22 protein-coding genes and 2 tRNA genes are annotated in these 25,259 nt (G+C 42.9%); 8 read left to right on the top strand and 16 right to left on the bottom strand.

Features of this window, described 5'->3' with window-relative positions; translation table 11 throughout:
• The first annotated feature begins 181 nt into the window (after window positions 1–181).
• The 8 genes from AM279_RS19045 (at window position 182) to AM279_RS19010 (ending at window position 7,416) form a co-directional block, all read left to right on the top strand.
• Window positions 182–1,534, top strand: a complete 1,353-nt coding sequence (locus AM279_RS19045; protein ID WP_054409633.1) for a T9SS type A sorting domain-containing protein — start codon at window positions 182–184, stop codon at window positions 1,532–1,534.
• Between the two features lie 127 nt (window positions 1,535–1,661).
• Window positions 1,662–2,438, top strand: a complete 777-nt coding sequence (locus AM279_RS19040) for a ParA family protein (RefSeq protein ID WP_054409632.1) — start codon at window positions 1,662–1,664, stop codon at window positions 2,436–2,438.
• Window positions 2,435–3,343, top strand: coding sequence for a ParB/RepB/Spo0J family partition protein (locus tag AM279_RS19035; RefSeq protein ID WP_054409631.1), 909 nt, complete (start codon window positions 2,435–2,437; stop codon window positions 3,341–3,343). The genes AM279_RS19040 and AM279_RS19035 overlap by 4 nt, the downstream gene beginning before the upstream one ends.
• Entirely contained in the window at window positions 3,343–3,915 is a 573-nt protein-coding gene (locus tag AM279_RS19030) for a DUF5683 domain-containing protein (RefSeq protein ID WP_054409630.1), read from the top strand. The genes AM279_RS19035 and AM279_RS19030 overlap by 1 nt, the downstream gene beginning before the upstream one ends.
• 4 nt (window positions 3,916–3,919) lie before the next feature.
• Window positions 3,920–4,618 (top strand): 4-hydroxy-tetrahydrodipicolinate reductase, encoded by a 699-nt coding sequence (gene dapB / locus AM279_RS19025; protein WP_054409629.1) that lies wholly within the window; start codon window positions 3,920–3,922, stop codon window positions 4,616–4,618.
• 41 nt (window positions 4,619–4,659) lie between these two features.
• Complete coding sequence (gene lepB, locus AM279_RS19020) at window positions 4,660–6,363, top strand: signal peptidase I (RefSeq protein ID WP_054409628.1); 1,704 nt, start codon at window positions 4,660–4,662, stop codon at window positions 6,361–6,363.
• Window positions 6,364–6,402: 39 nt separating this feature from the next.
• The gene (locus AM279_RS19015; RefSeq protein ID WP_054409627.1) at window positions 6,403–6,771 is read left to right on the top strand and encodes a four helix bundle protein; all 369 of its coding nucleotides are present in this window, start codon (window positions 6,403–6,405) and stop codon (window positions 6,769–6,771) included.
• Window positions 6,772–6,801: 30 nt separating this feature from the next.
• On the top strand, window positions 6,802–7,416 hold the full coding sequence (locus AM279_RS19010) for a WbqC family protein (protein ID WP_054409626.1): 615 nt from the start codon (window positions 6,802–6,804) through the stop codon (window positions 7,414–7,416).
• Here AM279_RS19010 and AM279_RS19005 read toward each other — a convergent pair.
• The 16 genes from AM279_RS19005 to AM279_RS18930 all read right to left on the bottom strand — a co-directional run bounded on the left by AM279_RS19005 (window position 7,413) and on the right by AM279_RS18930 (window position 25,182).
• Window positions 7,413–8,447: an endonuclease/exonuclease/phosphatase family protein gene (locus AM279_RS19005; protein WP_054409625.1), complete on the bottom strand. Its 1,035-nt coding sequence runs from the start codon at window positions 8,445–8,447 to the stop codon at window positions 7,413–7,415. The genes AM279_RS19010 and AM279_RS19005 overlap by 4 nt on opposite strands.
• 30 nt (window positions 8,448–8,477) lie before the next feature.
• Window positions 8,478–9,377 carry a rhomboid family protein gene (locus AM279_RS19000; protein ID WP_054409624.1) on the bottom strand — a complete coding sequence of 300 codons (900 nt, stop codon included), beginning with the start codon at window positions 9,375–9,377 and terminating at the stop codon, window positions 8,478–8,480.
• Between the two features lie 2 nt (window positions 9,378–9,379).
• Window positions 9,380–10,135, bottom strand: coding sequence for a rhomboid family intramembrane serine protease (locus AM279_RS18995; protein ID WP_143090319.1), 756 nt, complete (start codon window positions 10,133–10,135; stop codon window positions 9,380–9,382).
• On the bottom strand, window positions 10,132–12,012 hold the full coding sequence (gene mutL, locus AM279_RS18990) for a DNA mismatch repair endonuclease MutL (RefSeq protein ID WP_054409623.1): 1,881 nt from the start codon (window positions 12,010–12,012) through the stop codon (window positions 10,132–10,134). Before mutL ends, AM279_RS18995 begins: the two co-directional genes overlap by 4 nt.
• A 123-nt stretch (window positions 12,013–12,135) precedes the next feature.
• On the bottom strand, window positions 12,136–12,447 hold the full coding sequence (locus tag AM279_RS18985) for a DUF3467 domain-containing protein (RefSeq protein ID WP_054409622.1): 312 nt from the start codon (window positions 12,445–12,447) through the stop codon (window positions 12,136–12,138).
• Window positions 12,448–12,452: 5 nt separating this feature from the next.
• Window positions 12,453–16,751, bottom strand: coding sequence for a DNA-directed RNA polymerase subunit beta' (gene rpoC, locus AM279_RS18980; RefSeq protein WP_054409621.1), 4,299 nt, complete (start codon window positions 16,749–16,751; stop codon window positions 12,453–12,455).
• A gap of 74 nt (window positions 16,752–16,825) precedes the next feature.
• Window positions 16,826–20,638: a DNA-directed RNA polymerase subunit beta gene (rpoB, locus tag AM279_RS18975; protein WP_054409620.1), complete on the bottom strand. Its 3,813-nt coding sequence runs from the start codon at window positions 20,636–20,638 to the stop codon at window positions 16,826–16,828.
• A 127-nt stretch (window positions 20,639–20,765) separates the two neighbouring features.
• A complete protein-coding gene (gene rplL / locus AM279_RS18970) occupies window positions 20,766–21,143 on the bottom strand; it encodes a 50S ribosomal protein L7/L12 (protein ID WP_054409619.1) in 378 nt (125 codons plus the stop codon).
• 61 nt (window positions 21,144–21,204) lie between these two features.
• Complete coding sequence (gene rplJ / locus AM279_RS18965) at window positions 21,205–21,720, bottom strand: 50S ribosomal protein L10 (RefSeq protein ID WP_054409618.1); 516 nt, start codon at window positions 21,718–21,720, stop codon at window positions 21,205–21,207.
• Window positions 21,721–21,743: 23 nt separating this feature from the next.
• Window positions 21,744–22,433 carry a 50S ribosomal protein L1 gene (gene rplA, locus AM279_RS18960; RefSeq protein WP_054409617.1) on the bottom strand — a complete coding sequence of 230 codons (690 nt, stop codon included), beginning with the start codon at window positions 22,431–22,433 and terminating at the stop codon, window positions 21,744–21,746.
• 21 nt (window positions 22,434–22,454) lie between these two features.
• A complete protein-coding gene (gene rplK / locus AM279_RS18955; protein ID WP_054409616.1) occupies window positions 22,455–22,892 on the bottom strand; it encodes a 50S ribosomal protein L11 in 438 nt (145 codons plus the stop codon).
• A 68-nt stretch (window positions 22,893–22,960) separates the two neighbouring features.
• Window positions 22,961–23,512, bottom strand: coding sequence for a transcription termination/antitermination protein NusG (nusG, locus tag AM279_RS18950; RefSeq protein ID WP_054409615.1), 552 nt, complete (start codon window positions 23,510–23,512; stop codon window positions 22,961–22,963).
• A 10-nt stretch (window positions 23,513–23,522) separates the two neighbouring features.
• On the bottom strand, window positions 23,523–23,720 hold the full coding sequence (gene secE, locus AM279_RS18945; protein ID WP_054409614.1) for a preprotein translocase subunit SecE: 198 nt from the start codon (window positions 23,718–23,720) through the stop codon (window positions 23,523–23,525).
• A gap of 17 nt (window positions 23,721–23,737) precedes the next feature.
• Window positions 23,738–23,808 (bottom strand) — tRNA-Trp (locus AM279_RS18940).
• A 59-nt stretch (window positions 23,809–23,867) separates the two neighbouring features.
• Entirely contained in the window at window positions 23,868–25,055 is a 1,188-nt protein-coding gene (tuf, locus tag AM279_RS18935; RefSeq protein ID WP_054409613.1) for an elongation factor Tu, read from the bottom strand.
• Window positions 25,056–25,110: 55 nt separating this feature from the next.
• Window positions 25,111–25,182, bottom strand: a tRNA-Thr gene (locus AM279_RS18930).
• Window positions 25,183–25,259: the final 77 nt, after the last annotated feature.

The raw sequence follows: 25,259 nt of genomic DNA, 5'->3' as shown, positions 1-25,259 counted from the left end.
AAAAAGTTCTGCCTAAAAATCCAATTTCAAAGTCCAAAAGTGAAATATTAGCCCTTTTTACGGGGTTAAGAAAGTGTTAAAGCGTAATTTTCACACGATTTTTTATCGCCATTTCTTTTTTATTTAGATTTGATTTAAATAAATTTGCACCACAATTCTTAATAAATCTAAATAAACAATCATGAAGAAAAATTTACTTATGGCTGCTGCACTACTTACCGGCGCTATGTCTTTTGCACAAGACTGTCCGGCTGTAGCCACAATAAATGAGGATTTTAGCGATTTTACTGCGGGCACAGGTTGGGCCGGCGAAAACTGCTGGAACAAAATAGCCCTTGGATTTGCAGGCGGCGGCGGTATGGTATATGCTGACGCAACAACCGAACCGGCTAACATATACATTAACTACTATTCAGCTGGTGCTGTCGGTGCGTTTTCATATCTTATTGGCCCTGAGATTTCTACATTTAACGGAGAGCACGAGCTTTCATTCAGCGCATGGAAAACAGGCCAAAACGGCTCTATACCTGCAGGTACAGTTACTATACAGGTAGGTACAATGACCAGCCTTACTGACGCTACTACTTTTGTAGCCCTTGAAGGCGCTTCTTTTACACTAACTTCTGCAGTAGGAGATACAACTGATGAAGTTGAAACATTCAACAACATTGTAATCCCTTCAGCACCAGCAGGAAGCCACATTGCTTTCAGGCTATCTTCTGATACTGCCCACAATGCACTTGCTATTGATGATGTAGTATGGAGCGAAGTTGAAACTACAGAGCCTGAGTGTGAAGCAGTTGCAACCCTTGACGAAAACTTTAACGACTTTACAGTTGCATCTCCCCCATCTGCCCTTGTAGCCCAAAACTGCTGGACTTCAAGCGTTGGCGGCGGCCTTATCTATATGTCTGGCGCTGATGGCGATAACTATGTAACATTCTATACAGCTGGTGTAGCAGGCAACTCTGGTTTCCTTGTAACTCCTGAGCTTACAGCAATCAACACTACATATGCCCTTAAATTTGATGCAGGTACGGTAACCCCTACATCTGAGGTATCACTTCAGCTTGGTACGCTTTCTGCCCTTAACGACTTCGAAAACTTTGAAGAAGTAGGTGAGCCTATTGCACTTACATTCAACGCTGGCGCAGGTGATACTTATGAAAACATTACATTCCCTGCTGTAGATGGCCAAAAATACATTGCTTTCAAATTTACAGGCACAGGCGATCACCATGCTGCATTTATAGACAATGTAACCTGGACAACTACATCATCTTCAGTAGATTTCAACAAATCTGCATTTAGCATCTACCCTAACCCTGCTACAGGCAAAAACGTTACTGTTGCTTATAATAACGACAATGCTGAACTTGTAAGCATATTTAACCTTGCAGGTGCTAAAGTTTTTGAAGCTAAAGCTAACGGAACTTCTCAAAACCTTGACCTTAACGGCCTTTCATCTGGCATGTATATAGTTAAAGTACAGTCTGGTAACGCCAGCACTACCCAAAAGCTTATCCTACAGTAATTCCAACTAAAAATAGCTTTAAAGCCACGCCCTGTGCGTGGCTTTTTTATTTTGGGGTGTTAACAATTTAGGCTTTCACAAACCATAAATAATTGTATTTTTACGGTTCCAAAAAACGAACTCCAAAATGGGTAAAATAATAGCTATTGCCAATCAAAAAGGCGGTGTGGGCAAAACCACAACAACAGTAAACCTTGCTGCCGCCCTGGGCGTACTCGAAAAGAAAGTTTTGCTTATAGATGCTGACCCACAGGCTAATGCAAGCAGCGGACTGGGTATAGATGTAGAAGCTGTAGAGATAGGAACCTACCAGATACTGGAACACAGCAACACCCCTGATGAGGCTACCGTAGAGTGTACCGCCCCTAACGTTTGGGTTATACCGGCACACATAGACCTTGTGGCTATTGAAATTGAACTTGTAGATAAAGAAAACAGGGAATACATGCTTAAAACAGCGCTTGAAAGCGTTAAAGACAAGTATGACTATATCCTGATAGACTGTGCGCCCTCTTTAGGCCTGCTTACACTTAATGCCCTTACAGCCGCAGACAGCGTGGTTATACCCATTCAATGCGAGTATTTTGCACTGGAAGGCCTTGGCAAACTGCTAAATACCATAAAGAGCGTACAAAAAATACACAACCCGGCGTTAGATATAGAAGGCCTCCTGCTTACTATGTATGATGCCCGCCTAAGACTTAGCAACCAGGTAGTTGAAGAGGTACAGAAACACTTTAACGATATGGTGTTTGATACTATTATTCAGCGTAATATAAAGCTAAGCGAGGCGCCAAGCTTTGGCGAAAGCATTATAAACTATGATGCTACCAGCAAAGGGGCCAGCAATTACCTGCACCTTGCAGAAGAAATTATAAAGAAAAACAGTAAAGTAGGTTTATGACAAAAGCAATAAAAAAGCAAGCCCTTGGAAGGGGATTATCAGCATTACTAAAAGATCCTGAAAATGATATTAAATCAGTTGAGGATAAGAATGCAGATAAGGTTGTAGGCAATATTATAGAGCTTGAAATTGAGTCGATTGAAATAAACCCGTTTCAGCCCCGCAGCAACTTTAACGAAGAAACACTGCAGGAACTAAGCACCTCTATTAAAGAACTGGGTGTTATACAGCCTATTACGGTTCGTAAAATGGAGTATAACAAGTACCAGCTTATATCGGGCGAGCGCAGGCTGCGTGCCTCTAAACTTGCAGGCCTTACCCACGTACCGGCATACATCCGTATAGCTAACGATAACGATTCGCTGGTTATGGCACTTGTAGAAAACATACAGCGCCATGACCTTGACCCTATTGAAATAGCCCTTTCTTACCAAAGGCTTATAGACGAAATACAGCTAACGCAGGAGCAAATGAGCGACCGTGTGGGCAAAAAACGCTCTACCATAGCCAATTACCTGCGCCTGCTTAAGCTTGACCCGGTTATACAGACCGGTATACGCGATGGCTTTATATCTATGGGCCACGGCCGCGCCATAATAAACATTGAAGACCAGGAAGCACAGGCCGATATTTACCAGAAAATTGTAAGCAGTAACCTATCGGTACGCGAAACAGAGGCTTTGGTAAAAAACTACCACGAAGGGCTTAACCCTACCGAAGCTGCTAAAGCTATTGAGGCTAAGCCAACAAGCTTTAACATTGCCGATGAAGAGAAAAAGGCATTTACCAGTTTCTTTGGCGCAAAAGTTGATGTAAAGGTAGATCGTAAAGGAAAAGGAAAAATTACCATCCCTTTCAGCTCTGAAGAGGATTTTAACAGGATTATAAAACTGATACAGGGTTAGTGAAAGGCTTTTTATCCATACTTACATTATTACTGCTTATACTTTCAAACAGGGTTAATGCCCAGAATGACAGTATAAAGGTGGAAGTAATAAAGGTGGACTCCACTAATATAAAACCGTATGTATTAGACCCGCTTTCGCCCAGCAAGGCTGCTTTTTACTCGGCTGTAATACCGGGGCTTGGGCAGGTATATAATAAAAAATACTGGAAAGTGCCGCTTGTTTTTGGCGGTATGGGCCTCAGTATTTACTATTATGCTTTCAACAATAAGGAGTACCACCGCTATCGCGATGCCTATAAAGACAGGCTTGCCGGCAGGCAGGTTGAAGGCGTGCTTGCCGGTATAGATAACGACAGGCTGCTGCGCGGGCAGCGTTTTTACCAGCGCAACCGCGATTTATCGGCACTGTGTATTGCAGGTGTTTATGTACTGAATATTATTGATGCCAATGTAGATGCCCACCTAAAGCAGTTTAACGTAAACGAAAACCTCTCGTTTAGCCCGGGGATTGTTCCAAGCGATATAAATTATAACTATGCACCGGTACTCGGCATGAGCTACCGTTTTTAATATTATGAAGATAGCATTATTAGGATATGGCAAAATGGGCAAGGTAATAGAACGTATTGCCCTTGAACGCGGCCACGAAATAGTACTAAAAAAATCATCAGGCAGTGATTATGCCGGCCTTGAAAATGCCGATGCAGCCATTGATTTTAGCATTCCTGATGCCGCTGTGGGTAATATTTCTACCTGCCTTAACGGCAATATCCCCGTGGTTAGTGGTACTACCGGCTGGCTTGAACACTATCACGAAATGGTACAGCTGTGCGAAGAAAAAGGAGGCGCCTTTATTTATGGCAGCAACTTTAGCCTTGGTGTAAACATTTTCTTTGAGCTGAACAGCTACCTTGCCAAAATGATGGAAAACCTTAAAGACTACAAGGTTACCATGGAAGAAATTCACCACACCCAAAAACTTGATGCCCCAAGCGGCACAGCCATATCATTAGCCAAAGACATTATTAACCATTCTGACTATGCCGGCTGGGCTATTGAAAGTCCTAAAAAAGATGATATTTTTATAGATGTTAAACGGATAGAAGGCGTTCCGGGCACACACACCATAACCTATGACAGCGCTATAGACCGTATAGACATTACCCATACCGCCCACAGCCGCGAAGGTTTTGCCCTTGGCGCCGTTGTAGCTGCCGAATGGCTGGCCGGTAAACAGGGGGTGTACAGCATGAAAGATGTACTTGGCCTGTAACAAGATAGCTTATATTACTACATATACTAAAAAAAACAGACATGGATTTATTACAATGGTTTTTATTTTTCCTGGCGGTACAGGTAATACACTTTGCCGGAACCTGGAGGCTGTATGAAAAAGCCGGCCGCAAGCGCTGGGAAGCCCTTATACCGGTATATAACGCTGTTGTGCTTATGCGCATCATACGCCGCTCTCCCTGGTGGACAATTTTACTGTTTGTGCCTATAGTAAACCTTATCATGTTCCCTGTAGTATGGGTACAGATACTTAAGGCTTTTGGTAAAACATCGGCTACTGATTATATACTTGGTGTAGTAACGCTGGGTCTTTACATATTTGTAGTAAATTATGATGACAAAGCCACTTACAACGGCGATTTGGAGAATAAGGAAAGTACGCTAAGCTCGCTGCTTTTTGCCATTGTGGTAGCTACTATTGTGCATACCTATGTAATGCAGCCGTTCCAGATACCTACCCCATCGCTTGAAAAAACACTACTTGTAGGCGACTTCCTGTTTGTGAGCAAGTTTCACTACGGTGCCCGTACGCCTATGACTACCATAGCGGCACCTATGGTACACGATACCATTCCGTTAATCAACAAAAAATCATATTCAGACTGGCCACAACTACCTTACTTCAGGTTCCCCGGCCTTGAAAGGATTGAAAAGAACGACATAGTGGTATTTAACTGGCCTATTGATACCGTTACACGTTTCAGGGACAGGAATACCGTGGGGCTACGCAAGCCTATTGATAAAAAATCAAACTACGTTAAGCGCTGTGTGGGTACACCCGGCGATACGTTCTCACTTAGGGATGGTATTGTATTTATAAACGGGCAGGAACTTAAGCTGAGCGACAGGGCGCAGGTGCAGTACATGCACAAAGTATACACCAAACAAGGTGTGGGTGCTGCCTTTAACCAATATGGTATAAATGAGTCGTACAGGTCTTACCACTTCCCGGCAAACCTTACACAAGAGCAACTGGTAGCCATACAAAGCTATGCCAAAGGCGGCTACAGAGACAACACTACCGGCGAATATGATATTACTACAGGCCCTGACGGTATACCGCAGCAGGTTTTAGAGCAATACAAAATCCCGGCTGCCCAAGGCCAGCTATACAATGGTGTTATTAAGGCCAACATGACGCTTGCCATAGCCGCCGAACTAAAGAAAACTGCGGGTATTGACTCGGTTGTGCGCGACGTATCTAAAGAAGGAGAAGGTTTAAGGATTTTCCCTCACACCCAGCCTACATGGACGGTTGACAACATGGGCGACATTTATGTGCCTGAAAAAGGCAAGACCATACAGCTAACTACCGAAAACCTGCCATTGTACAAAATGGTTATTGAGGAGTATGAAAAAAACAAGCTTGAGGTTAACGGCCGCGAAATTAAGATAAACGGCAAAACCACAAACAGCTACACCTTTGCACAGGACTACTACTGGATGATGGGTGATAACCGCCACAACTCTGAAGACAGCCGCTACTGGGGCTTTGTGCCCGAAGACCACATTGTGGGCAAGCCGGTATTTGTATGGATGAGCCTTGACCAGAATGTGCCGTGGGGACAGATAAACAAAAAATTCCGTTGGGACAGGATGTTTACTACCGTAAACGGTACAGGCAAACCGGTATCTTACTTTAAGTATTTTGTTATTGCCGTTGTAGCCTGGTTTGCTTTTGATTTCTTCAGGAAGAAAAAGAAAAAGACCGCTGAAAACAGTTAATTTGGTTATTTGGTAATTCGGTTATTTGAATTGTAGCTGATGTACATATATTCATTTGAAAAGCTTGAAGTTTGGGTAGAAGTAAAGGAATTTGCAAAAAGAATTTACACCTTAACTTCAGGCTTTCCTGATTCTGAAAAGTTTGGGCTAATTTCACAATTAAGGCGGGCTTCAATATCAATTTGTTCTAATTTGGCTGAAGGCTCTGCAAGGAGTTCTTATAGAGATAAAGCTCATTTTAGTACTCTTGCATTTAGTTCGGCTGTAGAAGTAATAAACCAGTTGATCATCTCTTTTGAATTAGGATTTATTTCTGATGTTCAATATTCTGAAGCCAGATATTATTTAGAAAGTATAACAAATAAACTGAATGCTTTAAAGAGATACCAGATCAGCCAGATCAAATAAACAAATTACCACATCAACAAATAAACTTTAATGAACATACTCATACACCCCACCTATTTTCCGTCAATAAGCCACTATGTAGCCATGGCACAGGCCGATACGGTTACATTTGAAGTAGAAGACAACTTCCAGAAGCAAACCAACCGCAACAGGATGTACATTTACAGCCCTAACGGCATACAGCTGCTTAACATTCCGCTAAAGCATAATCCCGTTGCCGGGCACCAAAAGTTTAAAGATACTAAGATAGAGCAGGCGTTTGACTGGCAGAAACAGCATTTTAAGTCGCTTGAAGCCGCTTACCGTACTTCGCCCTTCTTTGAGTATTTTGAAGACGATATAAGGCCTGTATTTGAGAAAAAACATACTTACATGATGGACCTTAATTTCCAGATAATGGAAATTTTGGCTAACTGTTTAAAAATGGATTTCAGTTACGGCAAGACTACCGAGTATTTTCATGACGTGGATAACCTTACCGACTACCGCATTTTAGCCAATGGTAAGAAAGACACGGCACAGTTTGAGCCTTATACCCAGGTTTTTGAAGAAAAACACGGCTTTATAAACAACCTGAGCATACTCGACCTGCTTTTTAACGAAGGCCGTTACGCACTTGATTACCTAAAGCAACAAACGCTTTAATCTTCCTCTTTTGTAAACCCAAGGCGGGTCATGATTGGGAAATGGTCAGAGTTTATAAACTTTGAGAAGGTTTCGTATTTTTTTACCTCTATATTTTCATCGGTAAAAATATAGTCTATCCGCGCCGGATAATATTTGTAGTTGTACGAACGCCCAAAGCCTCCTCCGGCTTCTTCAAAAGCATCGTTCATATTGCCCTTAACACTGCGGTACACATAGCTAAAGGCACTGTTATTAAGGTCGCCGCAAATAATCATGGGGTGATGGCATTCGTTTTTATGCTGCTGCACAATTTCGGCCTGTAGCTGCTGGCGCTTAAAGGCCTCACTTATACGGTAAAAAATAACCTTGCTCTTTTGCTCATCAATATTTTCATGAATATCAGGGCTGATTTTTATAGATTGCAGGTGCATGCTGTACACCCTTATGGTGTCTTTACCCTTTTTAATATCGGCATATACCACGTTATTGGCAGAGCCGGGAAACTGTATATCACCCGTGCCTATTATGGGGAAACGGGAATATATAGCCTGGCCTGATTGTTTATCGGGTGTATAAATAAAGCTGTGCTTGTATTGCGAGAAAGAGTTATTCCCTACCTTGTTATACTCCTGCAGGCACAAAACATCGGGGTTTTGCTCTTTTACAAAGGCGGGTATTTTTTTGGCAATATCTGTATCGGGCAGCCAGTTATACAGGTTAAACAGGCGCACGTTATAGCTCATCAGTGTAAAATCACCGCTAACGGGTTCCCTGTCTTTAGATGAAAAACGGTACAGCTTACTCACAAACGTAATACCCAGCAAAAGTACAAGGCCGGAAAGCAGCATTTGCCTTTTGAACTGTAGCAGCCAGTACACAAAAAAGATAGCATTAAACACCAGCATAAGCGGCATAACCAGCGTAAATACCGATAGTATAGGGAATACCTTCGGGGCCATAAACGGCAGGATATACGAAATTACGGTTAATACAGTAAGCACTATATTAATCCATAAAACTACCCTATTAAACCACGAAAGCTTTTTCATTTGCTGACAATAACGCTCAAATCTACTTAATTATTTGCCAACTTTAAATAAAAAATCCTTCTCCTCTTTGGTGAGGCTGTCATAGCCCGACTTGCTTATTTTATCAAGAATTTCATCAATTTGCTTTTGTGTCATGTCTTTAGGCTTGACAGTAGAAGCACGTTGCTGTGGCTGCGGGTTTTTATGTACTTTCTTAAACGGTGTTGATTTTCTGGGCTTAAAAAGGTTTACAAAAAAATCAATCACTGCCGATACCCCTTTGCTAAGGTCGGTTCCCTGTTTAAGCAGTACAATATACAGGTAACCAAACAAAGCACCACCCAGGTGGGCAATGTGTCCACCCGTGTTTTCAGCAGAAATATAGATAAGATCCAGTGCCAGGAACACCGCTGCTATGTGCCATAGTTTTACACTACCAATAAGCATAAGCCTAACAGAATACTGCGGAGCATAAACAGCCGTACTAAACAATATAGCCATTATAGCAGCTGAAGCTCCAACCATTTTGCTCATATCGCGCTGAAGTCCGGGCAACACATTGTAGCTTAGTATAAACAACAACCCCGCAAATATGGCTGAAAGTATGTAAAGCCCAAAGAACTGTTTTTGTGTAAAAAAAGTTAAGAACAGCCTCCCCGCAAAAACCAACATCATCATATTAAAGAAAAGATGTAATGGCCCACTGTGTAAAAAAGCATAAGTAAAAAGTGACCAGGGTTTCCATATCAGGTCGGCCGGTTTAGATGATATACTAAAAAAGTCATCCCCGCCAATAATACGCCAGTCAAATGAAGGTAATTGTACCCCTGAAAGCTGCAAAATGCTAAATAAAATTACCGGTATAAGAAACAGCCCTACATTCCAAAAAATAAGGCGCTGCACAATACCACCTATCCTGTATTCTGTTTTAAGTTCGTCTATAAAGCCCATAGTTAATTCCAGCGATTGTGGTTAAAATTACCCTTACTCCAGTTCCACATCATTATAAAGCCTATTAAAGCGCCACCCAGGTGGGCAAAATGCGCCACACCATCGCTCCACCTGCCTCCAAAAAAAGACTGGCCTTTTAAGCCTAAATACAGGTCGAGGCACAACATACCCGGAAGAAAGTATTTAGCCTTAATAGGGATGGGTATAAAAAGCAGCCTGATATCATTATTAGGAAACAGGCAGGCAAAAGCCACCATAACACCGTACATTACCCCCGATGCCCCAAGCATAGTGCCGTTTAAAGCATGAAGAAAATTGAAATATTGCCTCTCAGTAATATATTCCATCCATTCCGGGTTGTATTTATCCTGGGATGCCAATGCAATGATGTCTGCTTTATTAAATCCTGCCTGCGTAAGGGTGCCCATTACATCCTGGTACAAAATATAATCAATACCCAGGTGAAATGCGGCGGCGCCTACCCCACAGGAAAAATAAAAGAATAAAAACTTTTTTGTTCCCCACATATATTCGAGCAGGCTGCCAAACATGGCCAGTGCCAGCATATTGAAAAGAATATGCATAATACCGCCGTGCATAAACATATAGGTAAGGGGCTGCCACACCTTAAAATCAGGCCCTGCAGGAAAATGGAGTGCAAGATATTCTATGGCCGGGCCACCCAAAAAAATGGTGCCCACAAAGAATATGATATTTATAATAATTAACTGCTTAACAGTTTCGGTAACCTGCATCATATAGCAAAACGTTTATCAAGGTCTTCTACGCTTATGGTAATAAACGTAGGCTTATTAAATGGCGATACATCGGGCTCTTTACAGGCAAAAAGGGCGTTAACCATGGTTTCCTGCTCCTTTTCGGTAAGTTGTGTACCTGTTTTTACCGCCAAACTCCGTGCCATAGATTTGGCAATGCTGTCGGTTTGGCTAAAACTACTGTCCGGCACCTCCTGTTGCAGGTCATTCAGCAGTTCTTCCAGCAAGATTGACACCTCGCTTTCTGCCACATTTACAGGCAGGCCATTCACTACAATATGGTCGTTGTTTATTTCGGCAAATACAAACCCCGTGTTTTCAAGGGCCTCTTTAGTATCGGTAATAATTGCAAGCTCCTGCTGGTTGTAGTGCAGCACAAGCGGAAAAAGCAACTGCTGGCTGGCGGCATGCTGTACGGTTATGTTCTTAAGAAATTGTTCATACAACACACGTTGGTGCGCCCTTTTTTGGTCTATAATCACCATGCCCGATTTTATAGGGCTCACAATATACTTCTTGTGAATCTGGTAGGTTTTATATACTGCCTGTTCAACTTCGCTATCATTAAAAAGCGAACCGGTAACTTCTTCCGACTCAAAGTTGATCTCGGCAATCTCCTCCTGCGCCGGGCTGGTAACTATGTACAGGCTTTCCCATGAAGGCTGTCGGTCTTTTTTAAAAGCCGGCACTCCGCTAAATGAAGATGATGATGAAAACGAACGGGAGGCTGCGCTTTTAACCGGATCTTCGGCAGCAAACGGGTTGTAATTACGGTCAACTTCCACCATAGGGATAGAAGCTTCCTTGCCTTCGTAGCTGTAAGGTGTATCAAGATTGGCATCACGATCAAAATCAAGTACCGGGGCAATATTAAACTGGCCTAGGCTGTGTTTTATGGTACTGCGCAGAATGGCATACAAGGCATGCTCATCGTCAAACTTAATCTCGGTCTTAGTGGGATGTATGTTGATATCAATTGTATTGGGCGGTACATCAAGATACAGATAGTACCCAGGCTGGCAACCGTCTTTCAGCAAGCCTTCATAAGCCGCCATAACGGCATGGTGCAGGTAGCCGCTTTTTATAAAACGGTCGTTCACAAAAAAGAACTGCTCGCCCTTGTTTTTCTTGGCAAACTCCGGCTTAGTAACAAACCCGGTAATTTCTACTATCTCAGTGCTTTCCTTAACGGGAACCAGTTTTTCGTTAGTGCGACCGCCAAAGATGTTTACTATGCGCTGGCGCTGGTTTCCGGCAGGCAGGTTAAACATTTCACTACCGTTGTGATACAGTATAAAGCCTATATTATGGTGCGCCATAGCAACACGCTCAAACTCGTCTATTACATGGCGAAACTCTACCGTATCACTTTTCAAAAAGTTGCGGCGTGCCGGTATATTAAAGAACAGGTTTTTCACGGCAAATGAGGTACCTCGGGGCAATACAGCAACATCCTGGCTGGTAAATTTACTGCCCTCTATAACCAAGTGTGTGCCCAGTTCGTCCTGCTCCTGGCGGGTTTTAAGCTCTACATGGGCAATAGCGGCAATGGAGGCCAGCGCCTCTCCCCTAAAACCTTTGGTGTGCAGCGCGAATAAATCCTCAGCATGGCGAATTTTACTGGTAGCATGGCGCTCAAAGCACAGACGTGCATCGGTAACGCTCATGCCCTTGCCGTTGTCTATAACCTGAATTAGGGTTTTACCGGCATCCTTTACAATCAGTTTTATCTCAGTACTGCCGGCATCGACCGAATTTTCGAGCAATTCCTTAACTACCGAGGCCGGCCTTTGCACCACCTCTCCGGCGGCTATCTGGTTGGCAACGTGGTCTGGAAGAAGCTGGATAATACTGGACATTGTAAGTAAATTGCTGTTTTTAATGGAAACTCAAAGATAAGATTTTTTGAGCGACCACTAAAGGCTGTACTCCTAAAGTTATTTACAACAAAAAACCCCGCTTTTCAGCGGGGTTTCATATTCTTAAGCCTGTCCTGCAGGACCAAAACTCAATGGAACTTGCGGGTGATCCGTATCGCTTATAACGCCGTGGGCAGTTTCAAAACGGTGGATGTTCTCGCCTAAAGCCTTCAGCAGGCGCTTAGCATGCTGGGGCGTTAACACAATGCGTGATTTAACTTTCGCTTTAGGTACTCCGGGCATAATGCCCACAAAGTCTACCACAAACTCTGATGCCGAATGGTTTATAATGGCAAGGTTACAATATGTACCCTCTGCCGTTTTTTCATCAAGCTCAATGTTTAACTGGCCCTGTTGTTGCTTGTTATCACTCATTGTTATTAGTAGTTATATTCCTCTTTAGGAGTTAAAAGCTCATTGTACTCTTCTTTAGAACCCACGATAGTGTTATCATAGTCCCTCATACCTGTACCTGCAGGTATCCTGTGGCCCACAATTACGTTCTCTTTAAGTCCTTCAAGGCCGTCAACCTTACCTGCTACAGCAGCTTCGTTCAGTACTTTTGTAGTTTCCTGGAACGATGCAGCCGAGATAAACGACTTGGTTTGAAGCGATGCCCTTGTAATACCCTGTAGTACCGGTGTAGCCGTTGCAGGAACAACGTCCCTGGCTACAACAAGGTTCTGGTCATTACGCTTAAGGATAGAGTTCTCATCCCTTAGCTGGCGCGGCGTAATAATCTGGCCGGCTTTAAGGTTTTGAGAGTCTCCTGCATCTTCAACCACTTTCATACCATAAAGCTTGTCGTTCTCTACAATAAAGTCAGCGGTGTGCGCAAGCTGGTCTTCAAGGAACAGGGTATCTCCCGGATCTTCAATTCTTACTTTACGCATCATCTGGCGGATAACAACTTCAAAGTGCTTGTCGTTAATTTTTACACCCTGAAGGCGGTAAACCTCCTGGATTTCATTAACAAGGTACTGTTGTACTGCACTTGGCCCCTGAATCCTAAGGATATCCTCTGGAGTAATAGCACCGTCAGAAAGTGGCATACCGGCCTTAACAAAGTCATTTTCCTGTACCAGTATCTGGTTAGAAAGCTTCACAAGGTATTTTTTGATTTCGCCAAATTTAGACTCAATCACAATCTCGCGGTTACCCCTCTTGATTTTACCAAATGATACCACACCGTCAATTTCAGAAACCACGGCAGGGTTACTTGGGTTACGTGCTTCAAGAAGTTCGGTAATCCTTGGAAGACCACCCGTAATATCGCCCGCTTTAGACGAACGCCTTGGTATCTTAACAAGTACTTTACCAGCCTTAATTTTCTCGCCGTTATCTACCATAAGGTGGGCACCCACCGGAAGGTTGTAAGAACGGATAAGCTCGCCATCGTTACCATATATAAGAAGCGTAGGGATAAGTTTTTTATTCCTTGCTTCAGAAATTACTTTCTCCTGGAAGCCTGTCTGTTCGTCAATTTCAACAATGAATGACTGGCCCTGCTCGATGTCTTCATAAGCTACCTTACCGGTAAACTCAGATATAATTACACCGTTATACGGGTCCCACTTACATATTACAGCTCCTTTATCTACAGTATCGCCATCTTTTACAAAGATGCTTGAACCGTAAGGAATGTTGTGTGTATTTAGAACTATACCGGTATTAAGGTCAACAAGTTTAAGCTCTGTAGAACGTGAAATCACGATATCTACCTGCTCGCCTTCGTTGTTTTCACCTTTAACGGTTTTAAGGTCTTCTATTTCAAGACGGCCTGCAAAACGTGTAATGATGCTTGATTCTTCAGACATACCACCCGCAACACCACCAACGTGGAATGTACGTAGTGTAAGCTGTGTACCAGGCTCACCAATAGACTGTGCAGCAATAACACCTACAGCCTCACCTTTTTGCGTCATCTGGCCAGTTGCAAGGCTACGGCCATAACATTTGGCACAAATACCCTTAGTAGCCTCACAAGTAAGTGGCGAACGTACTTCTACACTTTCTATAGGAGCAGCATTTATAAGCCTTACTTCGGCTTCTTTAATTTGCTCACCGGCAGCTACCAGAATTTCATTAGTAAGCGGGTTAACTACATTTTGCAGTGCCACACGGCCTAATATCCTTTCGCCAAGCGTTTCAACAATCTCTTCGTTATTTTTAAGTGCTTTAACCTCAATACCCCTAAGAGTACCACAGTCAACAGAGTTTACAATAACATCCTGAGATACGTCTACAAGCCTCCTTGTAAGGTAACCCGCGTCAGCCGTTTTAAGAGCCGTATCCGCAAGACCTTTACGGGCACCGTGCGTAGAAATGAAGTATTCAAGAATCGAAAGGCCTTCCTTAAAGTTAGAAAGAATCGGGTTCTCGATAATTTCACCACCACCGGCAGTTGATTTTTTAGGCTTAGCCATCAAACCACGCATACCTGTAAGCTGGCGTATTTGTTCTTTACTACCCCTCGCCCCTGAGTCAAGCATCATGTACACCGAGTTGAAGCCCTGCTGGTCTTCGCGGATGTTTTTCATGGCAAGCTCAGTAAGCAATGCGTTAGTAGATGTCCACACGTCAATTACCTGGTTGTAGCGCTCGTTGTTGGTAATAAGACCCATGTTATAGTTCATGGTAATACCTTCAACCTGCTCATTAGCTTCAGCAATCAGTTCCTGCTTGCGCGGAGGGATAATAATATCACCAAGGCTGAATGACAAACCACCCCTGAAGGCAAATTTGTAGCCCATGTCTTTCATGTTGTCAAGGAACGCAGCCGTTGTAGGCACGTCTGTCAGGCTAAGAATTTTACCAATAATATCCCTAAGCGATTTTTTGGTAAGGATTTCGTTAATATAGCCTGCCTCTTCCGGCACCACCTCGTTAAACAGTACCCTACCGGCTGTAGTCTGGATAATTTTCCAAACAAGCTCGCCGTTTTCATTAAAGTCTTTTGCACGAATCTTAACACGGGCGTTTAGTTCAAGCCTGTTTTCGTTAAGTGCAATGTTAACTTCTTCAGCAGAGTAGAATGTAAGGCCTTCACCTTTAATAGTAAGCGTTTCTGTAGAAAGACGCTCTTTAGTCATATAGTAAAGACCCAGTACCATGTCCTGAGAAGGAACGGTAACCGGTGCACCGTTAGCCGGGTTAAGGATATTGTGCGACGCAAGCATAAGCAGCTGCGCCTCAAGAATAGCCTCCGGGCCAAGCGGAAGGTGTACCGCCATCTGGTCACCGTCAAAGTCAGCGTTAAACGCCGTACATACAAGCGGGTGCAACTGGATTGCCTTACCTTCAATAAGTTTAGGCTGGAATGCCTGTATACCAAGCCTGTGAAGGGTTGGGGCCCTGTTTAGCAGTACCGGGTGTCCTTTAATTACATTTTCAAGGATATCCCATACTACGGGCTCTTTCTTATCTATTATCTTTTTGGCCGACTTAACCGTTTTAACAATACCGCGCTCTATAAGCTTACGGATAACAAACGGTTTGTAAAGCTCGGCAGCCATATCTTTCGGAAGGCCACACTCATAAAGCCTCATTTCAGGGCCAACAACAATTACCGAACGTGCAGAATAGTCAACACGCTTACCAAGAAGGTTTTGACGGAAACGTCCCTGTTTACCTTTAAGTGAGTCAGAAAGTGATTTAAGCGGCCTGTTAGATTCAGTCTTAACGGCAGATGCTTTCCTTGTGTTGTCAAACAGCGAGTCTACAGATTCCTGAAGCATACGCTTTTCGTTACGAAGGATTACCTCCGGGGCTTTAATTTCCATCAACCTCTTAAGACGGTTGTTACGGATAATTACCCTACGATAAAGGTCGTTAAGGTCTGATGTTGCAAAACGTCCACCATCAAGCGGCACAAGAGGGCGAAGCTCTGGCGGGATAACAGGTATAACTTTAAGTATCATCCACTCAGGGCGGTTTTCCCTGTTAAGGTTACTCTCACGGAATGATTCTACAACCTGTAGCCTTTTAAGGGCTTCCGTCTTACGCTGTTTAGAGGTTTCTGTATTTGCACTGTGGCGCAGTTTATAAGACAATGCATCAAGGTCTATCCTTGCAAGCAGGTCCATAATACACTCAGCACCCATCTTGGCCACAAACTTGTTAGGGTCAAGATCATCAAGATACTGGTTGTCAGCCGGCAGGCTGTCTGCAATGTTTATGTACTCTTCTTCTGTAAGGAAGTCAAGTGCATTAAGTGTTTCTCCATCCGGCCCTTTGGCAATACCCGGCTGTATAACTACATACCTTTCATAGTATATAATCATGTCCAGCTTTTTAGAAGGCAGGCCAAGAAGGTAACCTATTTTATTAGGTAATGAACGGAAATACCATATATGCGCAATAGGCACCACAAGGTTAATGTGGCCCACCCTGTCGCGACGCACTTTTTTCTCGGTAACTTCAACACCGCATCGGTCACAAACAATTCCCTTGTAACGAATCCTTTTGTATTTACCACAAGCACATTCAAAATCCTTTACAGGACCAAAAATACGCTCGCAAAAAAGGCCGTCCCTTTCCGGTTTGTGGGTACGATAGTTAATGGTTTCAGGTTTTAAAACCTCGCCCCTTGATTCAGCCAGGATAGACTCAGGCGATGCAAGGCCTATTGAAATCTGGTTGAACCTTTTTACGGTGTTTTTATCTTTTAATTTTGTCATGATATCAATCTATCAATTTTATTAAAAAGTATAGAAAGGGAATGGCACCATGGGCACCATTCCCGTTTAGGAAATTATTCTTCTAACCTGATGTCTAAGCCAAGGCCTTTTAGTTCATGCATTAATACATTGAACGATTCTGGCAAGCCCGGCTCCGGCATGGTTTCACCCTTAACGATTGACTCGTAAGTTTTAGCCCTACCGATTACGTCATCCGATTTAACAGTCAGGATTTCACGAAGCGTGCTCGACGCGCCGTAGGCTTCAAGAGCCCACACCTCCATCTCACCAAAACGCTGGCCTCCAAACTGTGCCTTACCACCAAGTGGCTGTTGCGTAATAAGCGAGTATGGACCAATAGAACGCGCGTGCATTTTATCGTCAACCATATGCCCAAGTTTAAGCATGTAAATAACACCTACAGTTGCAGCCTGGTGGAAACGCTCTCCTGTACCACCATCATATAGATAAGTGTGGCCAAAACGCGGTATACCGGCTTCATCTGTAAGGGCATTAATCTGGTCTAAAGATGCACCATCAAAAATTGGCGTTGCATACTTCCTGCCCAGTTTAAGGCCTGCCCATCCAAGAACGGTTTCATATATCTGCCCAATGTTCATACGCGATGGTACGCCCAGCGGGTTAAGAACGATATCTACAGGTGTACCATCTTCAAGGAAAGGCATGTCTTCCTGGCGAACAATCTTGGCAACAATACCTTTGTTACCGTGGCGTCCTGCCATTTTATCACCCACCTTAAGCTTACGCTTCTTGGCAATGTACACTTTAGCAAGCTTAAGGATACCGCTTGGCAGTTCATCACCCACAGTAATTGTGAATTTCTCCCTCCTTAGCGCACCCTGAAGGTCGTTAAGCTTAATTTTATAGTTGTGGATAAGGTCGTTAACCATAGCATTGGTTTCGTCATCCGTTGTCCACTGGCCTTTTGTAAGGTGTGCAAAATCTTCAACTGCATACAGCATCTTCTGGGTATACTTCTTACCTTTTGGAAGTACTTCTTCGCCAAGGTCGTTCATTACACCCTGAGATGTTTTACCGTTTACAATTTCAAACAGCTTTTCAATAAGCCTGTCTTTAAGCTCGTTGAACTTCACTTCAAAGTCCATTTCAAGCTTGGTCAAATCATCTTTATCTTTAGTACGCTTGCGCTTATCTTTAACCGCACGTGCAAAAAGTTTTTTATCAAGTACCACACCGTGAAGTGACGGAGACGCTTTTAGTGAAGCATCTTTAACATCACCTGCCTTGTCGCCAAAGATGGCGCGAAGCAGTTTTTCTTCAGGGGTTGGGTCGCTTTCACCTTTAGGGGTAATCTTACCAATAAGGATATCGCCAGGCTTAACCTCGGCACCAATCCTGATCATACCGTTCTCATCAAGGTCTTTAGTAGCCTCTTCAGATACGTTAGGTATATCGTTGGTAAGTTCTTCGTTACCCAGTTTGGTATCCCTTACTTCAAGAGAATAATCGTCTACGTGGATAGACGTGAAGATATCATCACGCACTACCTTTTCAGAAATAACGATAGCATCCTCAAAGTTATAACCTTTCCATGGCATGAACGCTACCTGAAGGTTACGGCCAAGGGCAAGTTCACCGTTTTGTGTAGCATAGCCTTCACATAAAACCTGGCCCGGCACTACCCTGTCGCCTTTCCTTACGATAGGCTTAAGGTTAATGCTTGTGCTCTGGTTCGTTTTACGGAACTTGATAAGCCGGTATGTTTTCTCGTCCGGATCAAAGCTTACGCTACGCTCGCGGTCGGTCCTGTCATATTTAATAGTAATCTCGTTAGCATCTACATACTCTACAGTACCATGGCCTTCGGCGTTAATAAGTACACGAGAGTCTGAAGCTACCTGGCGCTCAAGGCCCGTACCTACAATTGGCGAATCAGGACGTAACAACGGTACGGCCTGGCGCATCATGTTAGAGCCCATCAGCGCGCGGTTGGCGTCATCGTGCTCAAGGAACGGAATAAGCGATGCAGAGATAGAGGCAATCTGGTTAGGCGCAACGTCAGTATAATGTACTGCCGATGGGTCTACAACCGGGAAGTCGCCTTCCTCACGCACAATAACCCTGTCTGTAGTAATGGTACCATTATCATCCATTTCAGTGTTAGCCTGTGCAATCATCTTGCCTTCTTCTTCTTCGGCGCTTAGGTAAACCGGCTCGTTAACAAGGTCTACTTTACCATCGGTTACCTTGCGGTAAGGCGTTTCGATAAAGCCCATCCCGTTTACTTTGGCATATACACCAAGAGATGAGATTAGACCAATGTTCGGACCTTCAGGCGTTTCGATAGGACAAAGACGGCCATAGTGTGTATAGTGAACGTCTCGCACCTCAAAACCTGCCCTTTCCCTTGAAAGACCACCCGGTCCAAGTGCAGACAGCCTGCGCTTGTGGGTAATCTCAGCAAGTGGATTGGTTTGGTCCATGAACTGAGAAAGCTGGTTAGTACCAAAGAACGAGTTGATAACAGACGACAAAGTCTTAGCGTTAATAAGGTCGATAGGTGTAAACACCTCGTTATCCCTTACGTTCATACGCTCGCGGATAGTCCTGGCCATACGGGCAAGACCTACACCAAACTGTGCCGAAAGCTGCTCACCTACCGTACGTACACGACGGTTAGAAAGGTGGTCAATATCATCAATCTCTGCCTTAGAGTTTATAAGCTCAATAAGGTACTTAACAATAGTTATGATATCCTCTTTGGTAAGCACCTGCTTATCCATAGGGATGTCAAGGTTAAGTTTTTTGTTCATCCTGTAACGGCCTACATCACCAAGGTTGTAGCGCTGGTCTGAGAAGAACAGTTTATCTATAATGCCACGTGCAGTCTCCTCATCAGGTGGTTCTGCATTACGCAGCTGACGGTAGATGTGCTCTACGGCTTCTTTTTCAGAGTTTGTAGGGTCTTTTTGCAGCGTGTTGTGGATAATGGTATAATCTGCCTGATTATTATCCTCTTTGTGCAACAAGATTGTTTTTACGTTAGAATCAATGATTTCCTCAACGTTATCTTTATCGATAAGGGTATCACGGTCTAATATAATCTCGTTACGCTCAATAGACACAACTTCTCCCGTATCTTCATCTACGAAATCTTCATGCCATGTATTAAGCACACGTGCGGCAAGCCTCCTGCCTATATATTTTTTAAGCCCTGTTTTAGAAACCTTGATTTCTTCAGCCAGGTCAAATATTTCAAGGATATCCTTATCCCTTTCAAAGCCAATGGCACGGAAAAGGGTGGTTACCGGAAGTTTTTTCTTCCTGTCGATATAAGCATACATAACATTGTTAATGTCTGTAGCAAATTCAATCCATGAACCTTTAAAAGGAATTACCCTTGCAGAGTAAAGTTTTGTTCCGTTAGCGTGGAACGACTGGCCAAAGAATACACCGGGAGAACGGTGAAGCTGCGATACAACTACACGCTCTGCCCCGTTGATAACAAATGTACCGCTTGGAGTCATATAAGGGATAGTACCCAAATACACATCCTGTACAATTGTTTCAAAATCTTCATGCTCAGGGTCGGTACAATAAAGCTTTAGCCTGGCTTTTAGCGGCACGCTGTATGTAAGGCCCCTGTCTATACACTCCTCAATTGTATAACGTGGTGGATCAACAAAATAATCAAGGAACTCCAGCACAAACTGATTGCGGGTATCAGTAATCGGAAAGTTTTCCATGAAGGTGTTATAAAGACCTTCGTTGCCCCTTTCATCCGATTTGGTTTCCAGTTGGAAGAAATCCCTGAACGATTTTATCTGGATATCAAGGAAATCAGGATAACTTGGGATGTTTTTTGTAGAGGCAAAATTTAATCTTTCAGTCTGATTTGTTATCATCAATGGACAAAATTATGATTAAAGTAATTCTAATAAGCGCGTATAAAATGTTATTATACGAAAAATGGTTTAGGCCTTTGAGAGTTCTTCTCAAGGCCTAAACCTAAGGTTTTATACCGATGTAAGCTTATTTAAGCTCAACTACTGCACCAGCTTCTTCTAGAGCTTTCTTAAGGCCTTCAGCCTCATCTTTAGAAACACCTTCTTTTACGTTAGCAGGAGCACCGTCTACAAGGTCTTTAGCTTCTTTAAGACCTAGGCCAGTAAGCTCTTTTACAGCCTTAACAACACCAAGCTTAGAAGCACCAGCGTCTTTAAGAACTACAGTAAATTCAGTTTGCTCTTCAGCAGCAGGAGCATCACCACCAGCAGCAGGGCCAGCGAAAGCTACAGCAGCAGCTGCAGGCTCAATGCCATATTCTTCTTTAAGTATTGTAGCAAGTTCATTAACCTCTTTAACTGTAAGGTTAACTAGTTGTTCTGCGAATTGTTTCAAATCTGCCATTTTTCTATCGTTTTAAATAGTTTGTAATATATAATTTATAAATGCGTTCTCGCGGTGGTTGTTACCTTTCAGATAACGTTTTAACAAGGCCTGCAATAGTGCTACCGCCTGATTTAAGGGCAGAAATAACATTCTTAGCAGGAGACTGAAGAATACCGATGATTTCGCCGATAACTTCTTCTTTAGATTTAAGTGATACAAGGGCATCAAGCTGGTTGTCTCCAATAAATACAGCCTCATGGATGTAAGCACCCTTAAGTACAGGCTTATCAGATTTTTTGCGGAATTCCTTGATAACTTTAGCAGGAGCGTTACCGTTCTCTGCAATAAGTATAGCAGTATTACCTTTAAGGATTGAAGGAAGGTCGCTGTAGTTGTTTTCAACATTCTCCATTGCTTTTTCAAGCAGGGTGTTTTTTACAACCTCTAGTTTAATACCTTCTTTGAAACAAGCCCTCCTAAGGTTTGAAGTAGTTTCTGCATTCAGTCCTGATATATCGGCAATGTAAACAACATTCGACGCGGCAAGCTGTGCAGTTAAATCTTCAATAACTTTTGATTTTTGCTCTTTAGTCATAATAAATATTCTTTAACTACCAATTATACCGCTTTAGGATCTAAAGCAATAGCAGGGCTCATGGTGCTTGATATGTGGATACCCTTAATATAAGTACCTTTAGCCGCAACTGGTTTTAATTTGATTAATGTTTGGATAATTTCGTGAGCGTTCTCAGCAATTTTGTCAGCATCAAAAGATACCCTGCCGATACCAGCGTGTACTATACCGGTTTTATCAACTTTAAAGTCAATTTTACCCGCTTTAACTTCCTGAACAGCTTTACCAACTTCCATTGTTACAGTACCGGTTTTAGGGTTTGGCATAAGGCCACGAGGACCAAGAATCCTACCAAGAGGACCAAGCTTACCCATAACTGCAGGTACAGTAATAATTACATCTACATCTGTCCAGCCGTCTTTAATTTTTTGAAGATAGTCATCTAAACCTACAAAGTCTGCACCGGCAGCTTTAGCTTCAGCTTCTTTATCAGGAGTAACAAGAGCAAGAACCCTTACATCTTTACCTGTACCATGAGGAAGTGTTACTACACCCCTTACCATCTGGTTAGCTTTACGAGGATCTACACCCAGGCGAACCGAGATATCTACTGATTCATCAAATTTAGCAGAAGCAACCGTCTTGATTAATGCAGAAGCATCTTTCAGAGAGTACAGCTTGTTCTTCTCAATTTTAGAAGCAGCGTCTTTTTGTTTTTTTGTCAATTTTGCCATTTTCTCTTGTCTTTTAAACGATTAAAAAGGAGCTGTTCCTGATACAGTTATACCCATAGACCTTGCAGTACCGGCAACCATGCTCATAGCTTTCTCAATAGTGAAAGCATTTAGGTCAGCCATTTTGTCTTCTGCAATAGCCCTGATCTGATCCCAAGTAACGCTTGCTACTTTCTTACGGTTTGGTTGACCTGAACCTGACTTGATTTTGGCAGCATCCATAAGCTGTATTGCAGCCGGTGGAGTTTTTACAACAAATTCAAACGATTTGTCTTTATACACGGTAATTTGTACCGGTAATACTTTGCCGGGCTTATCCTGAGTCCTAGCATTAAACTGCTTACAGAACTCCATGATATTAACGCCAGCAGCTCCCAAAGCAGGTCCAACCGGTGGCGACGGGTTCGCAGCACCTCCCTTAACTTGTAGTTTAACTACTTTACTAATTTCTTTAGCCATTTCTTTAAAGATTTAGCACTTTCTCCAATTGGAAGCGAAGAAGTGATTTATAATATGTGTAACTAAAATTATACTTTTTCAACCTGCATAAAGCTCAACTCAAGCGGCGTCTTCCTTCCGAAGATTTTCACCATAACCTCAAGCTTACGCTTCTCTTCATTAACTTTTTCAACAGAGCCATTAAATCCGTTAAACGGACCATCGATTACCTTAACTGTTTCACCAATTGTAAATGGTATAGAAACGTTATCTGTTTTAACCGAAAGCTCATCAACCTTACCAAGCATCCTGTTTACTTCAGTAAGCCTTAATGGAACCGCGTCTCCGCCTTTGGTTTCACCAAGGAAGCCTATAACACCGGTTATAGACTTTATAATATGCGGAACCTCTCCGGTTAGGTTAGCCTCAAGCATTACATAACCAGGAAAGTATACCCTGTCTTTACTTATTTTTTTTCCATCTCTTACCTGCACCACTTTTTCAGTAGGCACAAGCACCTGAGATACATAGTCAGAAAGTCCGGCTTTGCTTATTTCAGTCTCGATATAGTTTTTAACTTTATTTTCCTGACCGCTTACCGCTCTAACTACATACCACTTTTTGACATTGTTATCAGTCATCGTAATAAAATTAACCTTTTAGTAATGTATATATTTTAGCTACAATAACTTCAAAGCCTTTATCAACTCCAAAAGTAACCAGGGCAAATATTACCGAAAAAACAGCTACAATAATGGTAAGGCGCTGCACTTCTGCCCACTCAGGCCACGTTACATTGTCTTTCAGCTCAGTAAATGCATCTGATATATAATTAGTAATCTTTGCCATTTTCTTTCTGTTTTAAGCACGGGTGGAGGGATTCGAACCCCCATCAACGGTTTTGGAGACCGCTATTCTACCCTTGAACTACACCCGTTTGTTTAAAAGCCAGCCGATACCGAAGCAACGGACTGGCTTTTATATATTTAAAAATAATTAGTCAAGAATTTCAGTTACCTGACCAGCACCTACTGTACGACCACCTTCGCGGATAGCGAAACGAAGACCTACACTTAGAGCGATTGGGCTAAGAAGCGTAACCTCAATTGTAAGGTTATCACCTGGCATAACCATCTCAACACCAGCAGGAAGAGAAATAGTACCAGTTACGTCAGTTGTACGAACGTAGAACTGAGGGCGGTAGTTATTGTGGAATGGAGTGTGACGTCCACCTTCTTCTTTCTTAAGGATATAAACTTCAGCTTTGAAGTGAGCGTGAGGCTTAACAGATCCTGGCTTAATGATAACCATACCACGACGGATATCAGCTTTATCGATACCACGTAGAAGCAGACCTACGTTGTCACCAGCTTCACCACGGTCAAGGATTTTACGGAACATCTCAACACCTGTAATAGTAGATGTAAGTTTTTCAGCACCCATACCAATGATTTCAACCGGATCACCAGTGTTAGCAACACCTGTTTCAATACGGCCAGTAGCAACAGTACCACGACCTGTAATTGTAAACACGTCTTCAACCGGCATTAGGAATGGTTTTTCAACGTCACGAACAGGAAGTTCGATCCAGTTGTCAACAGCATCCATAAGTTGCATTACAGTATCAACCCATTTTGGCTCACCGTTAAGTGCACCAAGAGCAGAACCCTGGATAACAGGACCATTATCACCATCATACTGATAGAATGAAAGAAGGTCACGAATTTCCATTTCAACAAGCTCAAGAAGCTCAGCATCATCAACCATGTCAACTTTGTTCATGAAAACAACCATACGAGGCACACCTACCTGGCGACCTAGAAGGATGTGCTCACGAGTTTGTGGCATAGGACCGTCTGTAGCAGCAACAACAAGGATAGCACCGTCCATCTGGGCAGCACCAGTAACCATGTTCTTAACGTAGTCAGCGTGACCTGGACAGTCAACGTGAGCATAGTGACGGTTAGCTGTAGCATATTCTACGTGTGAAGTATTAATAGTAATACCCCTTTCTTTTTCTTCAGGAGCATTGTCAATCTGATCGAATGATTTAGCTTCAGAAAGACCTGCATCAGCTAGAACTTTAGTAATAGCAGCAGTCAAAGTTGTCTTACCGTGGTCAACGTGCCCGATAGTACCTATGTTAAGGTGCGGCTTTGACCTATCAAAAGTTTCCTTTGCCATGATTTAATAATTTAATCTTAGTTTATAATTAGTGTTCAAATTCTTCTAAACGTTGAGCCAATGACGGGATTTGAACCCGTGACCTCTTCCTTACCAAGGAAGCACTCTACCCCTGAGCTACACCGGCAATCTTAATTTACTTTAACACAGTTTTTAGCTTTAAAGCCGCGCGAAATTAAAACTAATAATTCAATCGTCAAAATA

This window comes from Flavobacterium akiainvivens (assembly GCF_001278115.1).
Classification (GTDB): domain Bacteria; phylum Bacteroidota; class Bacteroidia; order Flavobacteriales; family Flavobacteriaceae; genus Flavobacterium; species Flavobacterium akiainvivens.
Note: the sequence above shows the minus strand (reverse complement) of the source record. Positions and strands in the feature narration are given on the sequence as shown.

Bases quoted from the DNA above. Each gene is read 5' to 3' on its own strand.
- AM279_RS19045 (WP_054409633.1), top strand. From the start codon at position 182: ATGAAGAAAAATTTACTTATGGCTGCTGCACTACTTACCGGCGCTATG.
- AM279_RS19040 (WP_054409632.1), top strand. From the start codon at position 1,662: ATGGGTAAAATAATAGCTATTGCCAATCAAAAAGGCGGTGTGGGCAAA.
- AM279_RS19035 (WP_054409631.1), top strand. From the start codon at position 2,435: ATGACAAAAGCAATAAAAAAGCAAGCCCTTGGAAGGGGATTATCAGCA.
- dapB (WP_054409629.1), top strand. From the start codon at position 3,920: ATGAAGATAGCATTATTAGGATATGGCAAAATGGGCAAGGTAATAGAA.
- lepB (WP_054409628.1), top strand. From the start codon at position 4,660: ATGGATTTATTACAATGGTTTTTATTTTTCCTGGCGGTACAGGTAATA.
- AM279_RS19015 (WP_054409627.1), top strand. From the start codon at position 6,403: ATGTACATATATTCATTTGAAAAGCTTGAAGTTTGGGTAGAAGTAAAG.
- AM279_RS19010 (WP_054409626.1), top strand. From the start codon at position 6,802: ATGAACATACTCATACACCCCACCTATTTTCCGTCAATAAGCCACTAT.
- AM279_RS19005 (WP_054409625.1), bottom strand. From the start codon at position 8,447: ATGAAAAAGCTTTCGTGGTTTAATAGGGTAGTTTTATGGATTAATATA.
- AM279_RS19000 (WP_054409624.1), bottom strand. From the start codon at position 9,377: ATGGGCTTTATAGACGAACTTAAAACAGAATACAGGATAGGTGGTATT.
- AM279_RS18995 (WP_143090319.1), bottom strand. From the start codon at position 10,135: ATGATGCAGGTTACCGAAACTGTTAAGCAGTTAATTATTATAAATATC.
- mutL (WP_054409623.1), bottom strand. From the start codon at position 12,012: ATGTCCAGTATTATCCAGCTTCTTCCAGACCACGTTGCCAACCAGATA.
- AM279_RS18985 (WP_054409622.1), bottom strand. From the start codon at position 12,447: ATGAGTGATAACAAGCAACAACAGGGCCAGTTAAACATTGAGCTTGAT.
- rpoC (WP_054409621.1), bottom strand. From the start codon at position 16,751: ATGACAAAATTAAAAGATAAAAACACCGTAAAAAGGTTCAACCAGATT.
- rpoB (WP_054409620.1), bottom strand. From the start codon at position 20,638: ATGATAACAAATCAGACTGAAAGATTAAATTTTGCCTCTACAAAAAAC.
- rplL (WP_054409619.1), bottom strand. From the start codon at position 21,143: ATGGCAGATTTGAAACAATTCGCAGAACAACTAGTTAACCTTACAGTT.
- rplJ (WP_054409618.1), bottom strand. From the start codon at position 21,720: ATGACTAAAGAGCAAAAATCAAAAGTTATTGAAGATTTAACTGCACAG.
- rplA (WP_054409617.1), bottom strand. From the start codon at position 22,433: ATGGCAAAATTGACAAAAAAACAAAAAGACGCTGCTTCTAAAATTGAG.
- rplK (WP_054409616.1), bottom strand. From the start codon at position 22,892: ATGGCTAAAGAAATTAGTAAAGTAGTTAAACTACAAGTTAAGGGAGGT.
- nusG (WP_054409615.1), bottom strand. From the start codon at position 23,512: ATGACTGATAACAATGTCAAAAAGTGGTATGTAGTTAGAGCGGTAAGC.
- secE (WP_054409614.1), bottom strand. From the start codon at position 23,720: ATGGCAAAGATTACTAATTATATATCAGATGCATTTACTGAGCTGAAA.
- tuf (WP_054409613.1), bottom strand. From the start codon at position 25,055: ATGGCAAAGGAAACTTTTGATAGGTCAAAGCCGCACCTTAACATAGGT.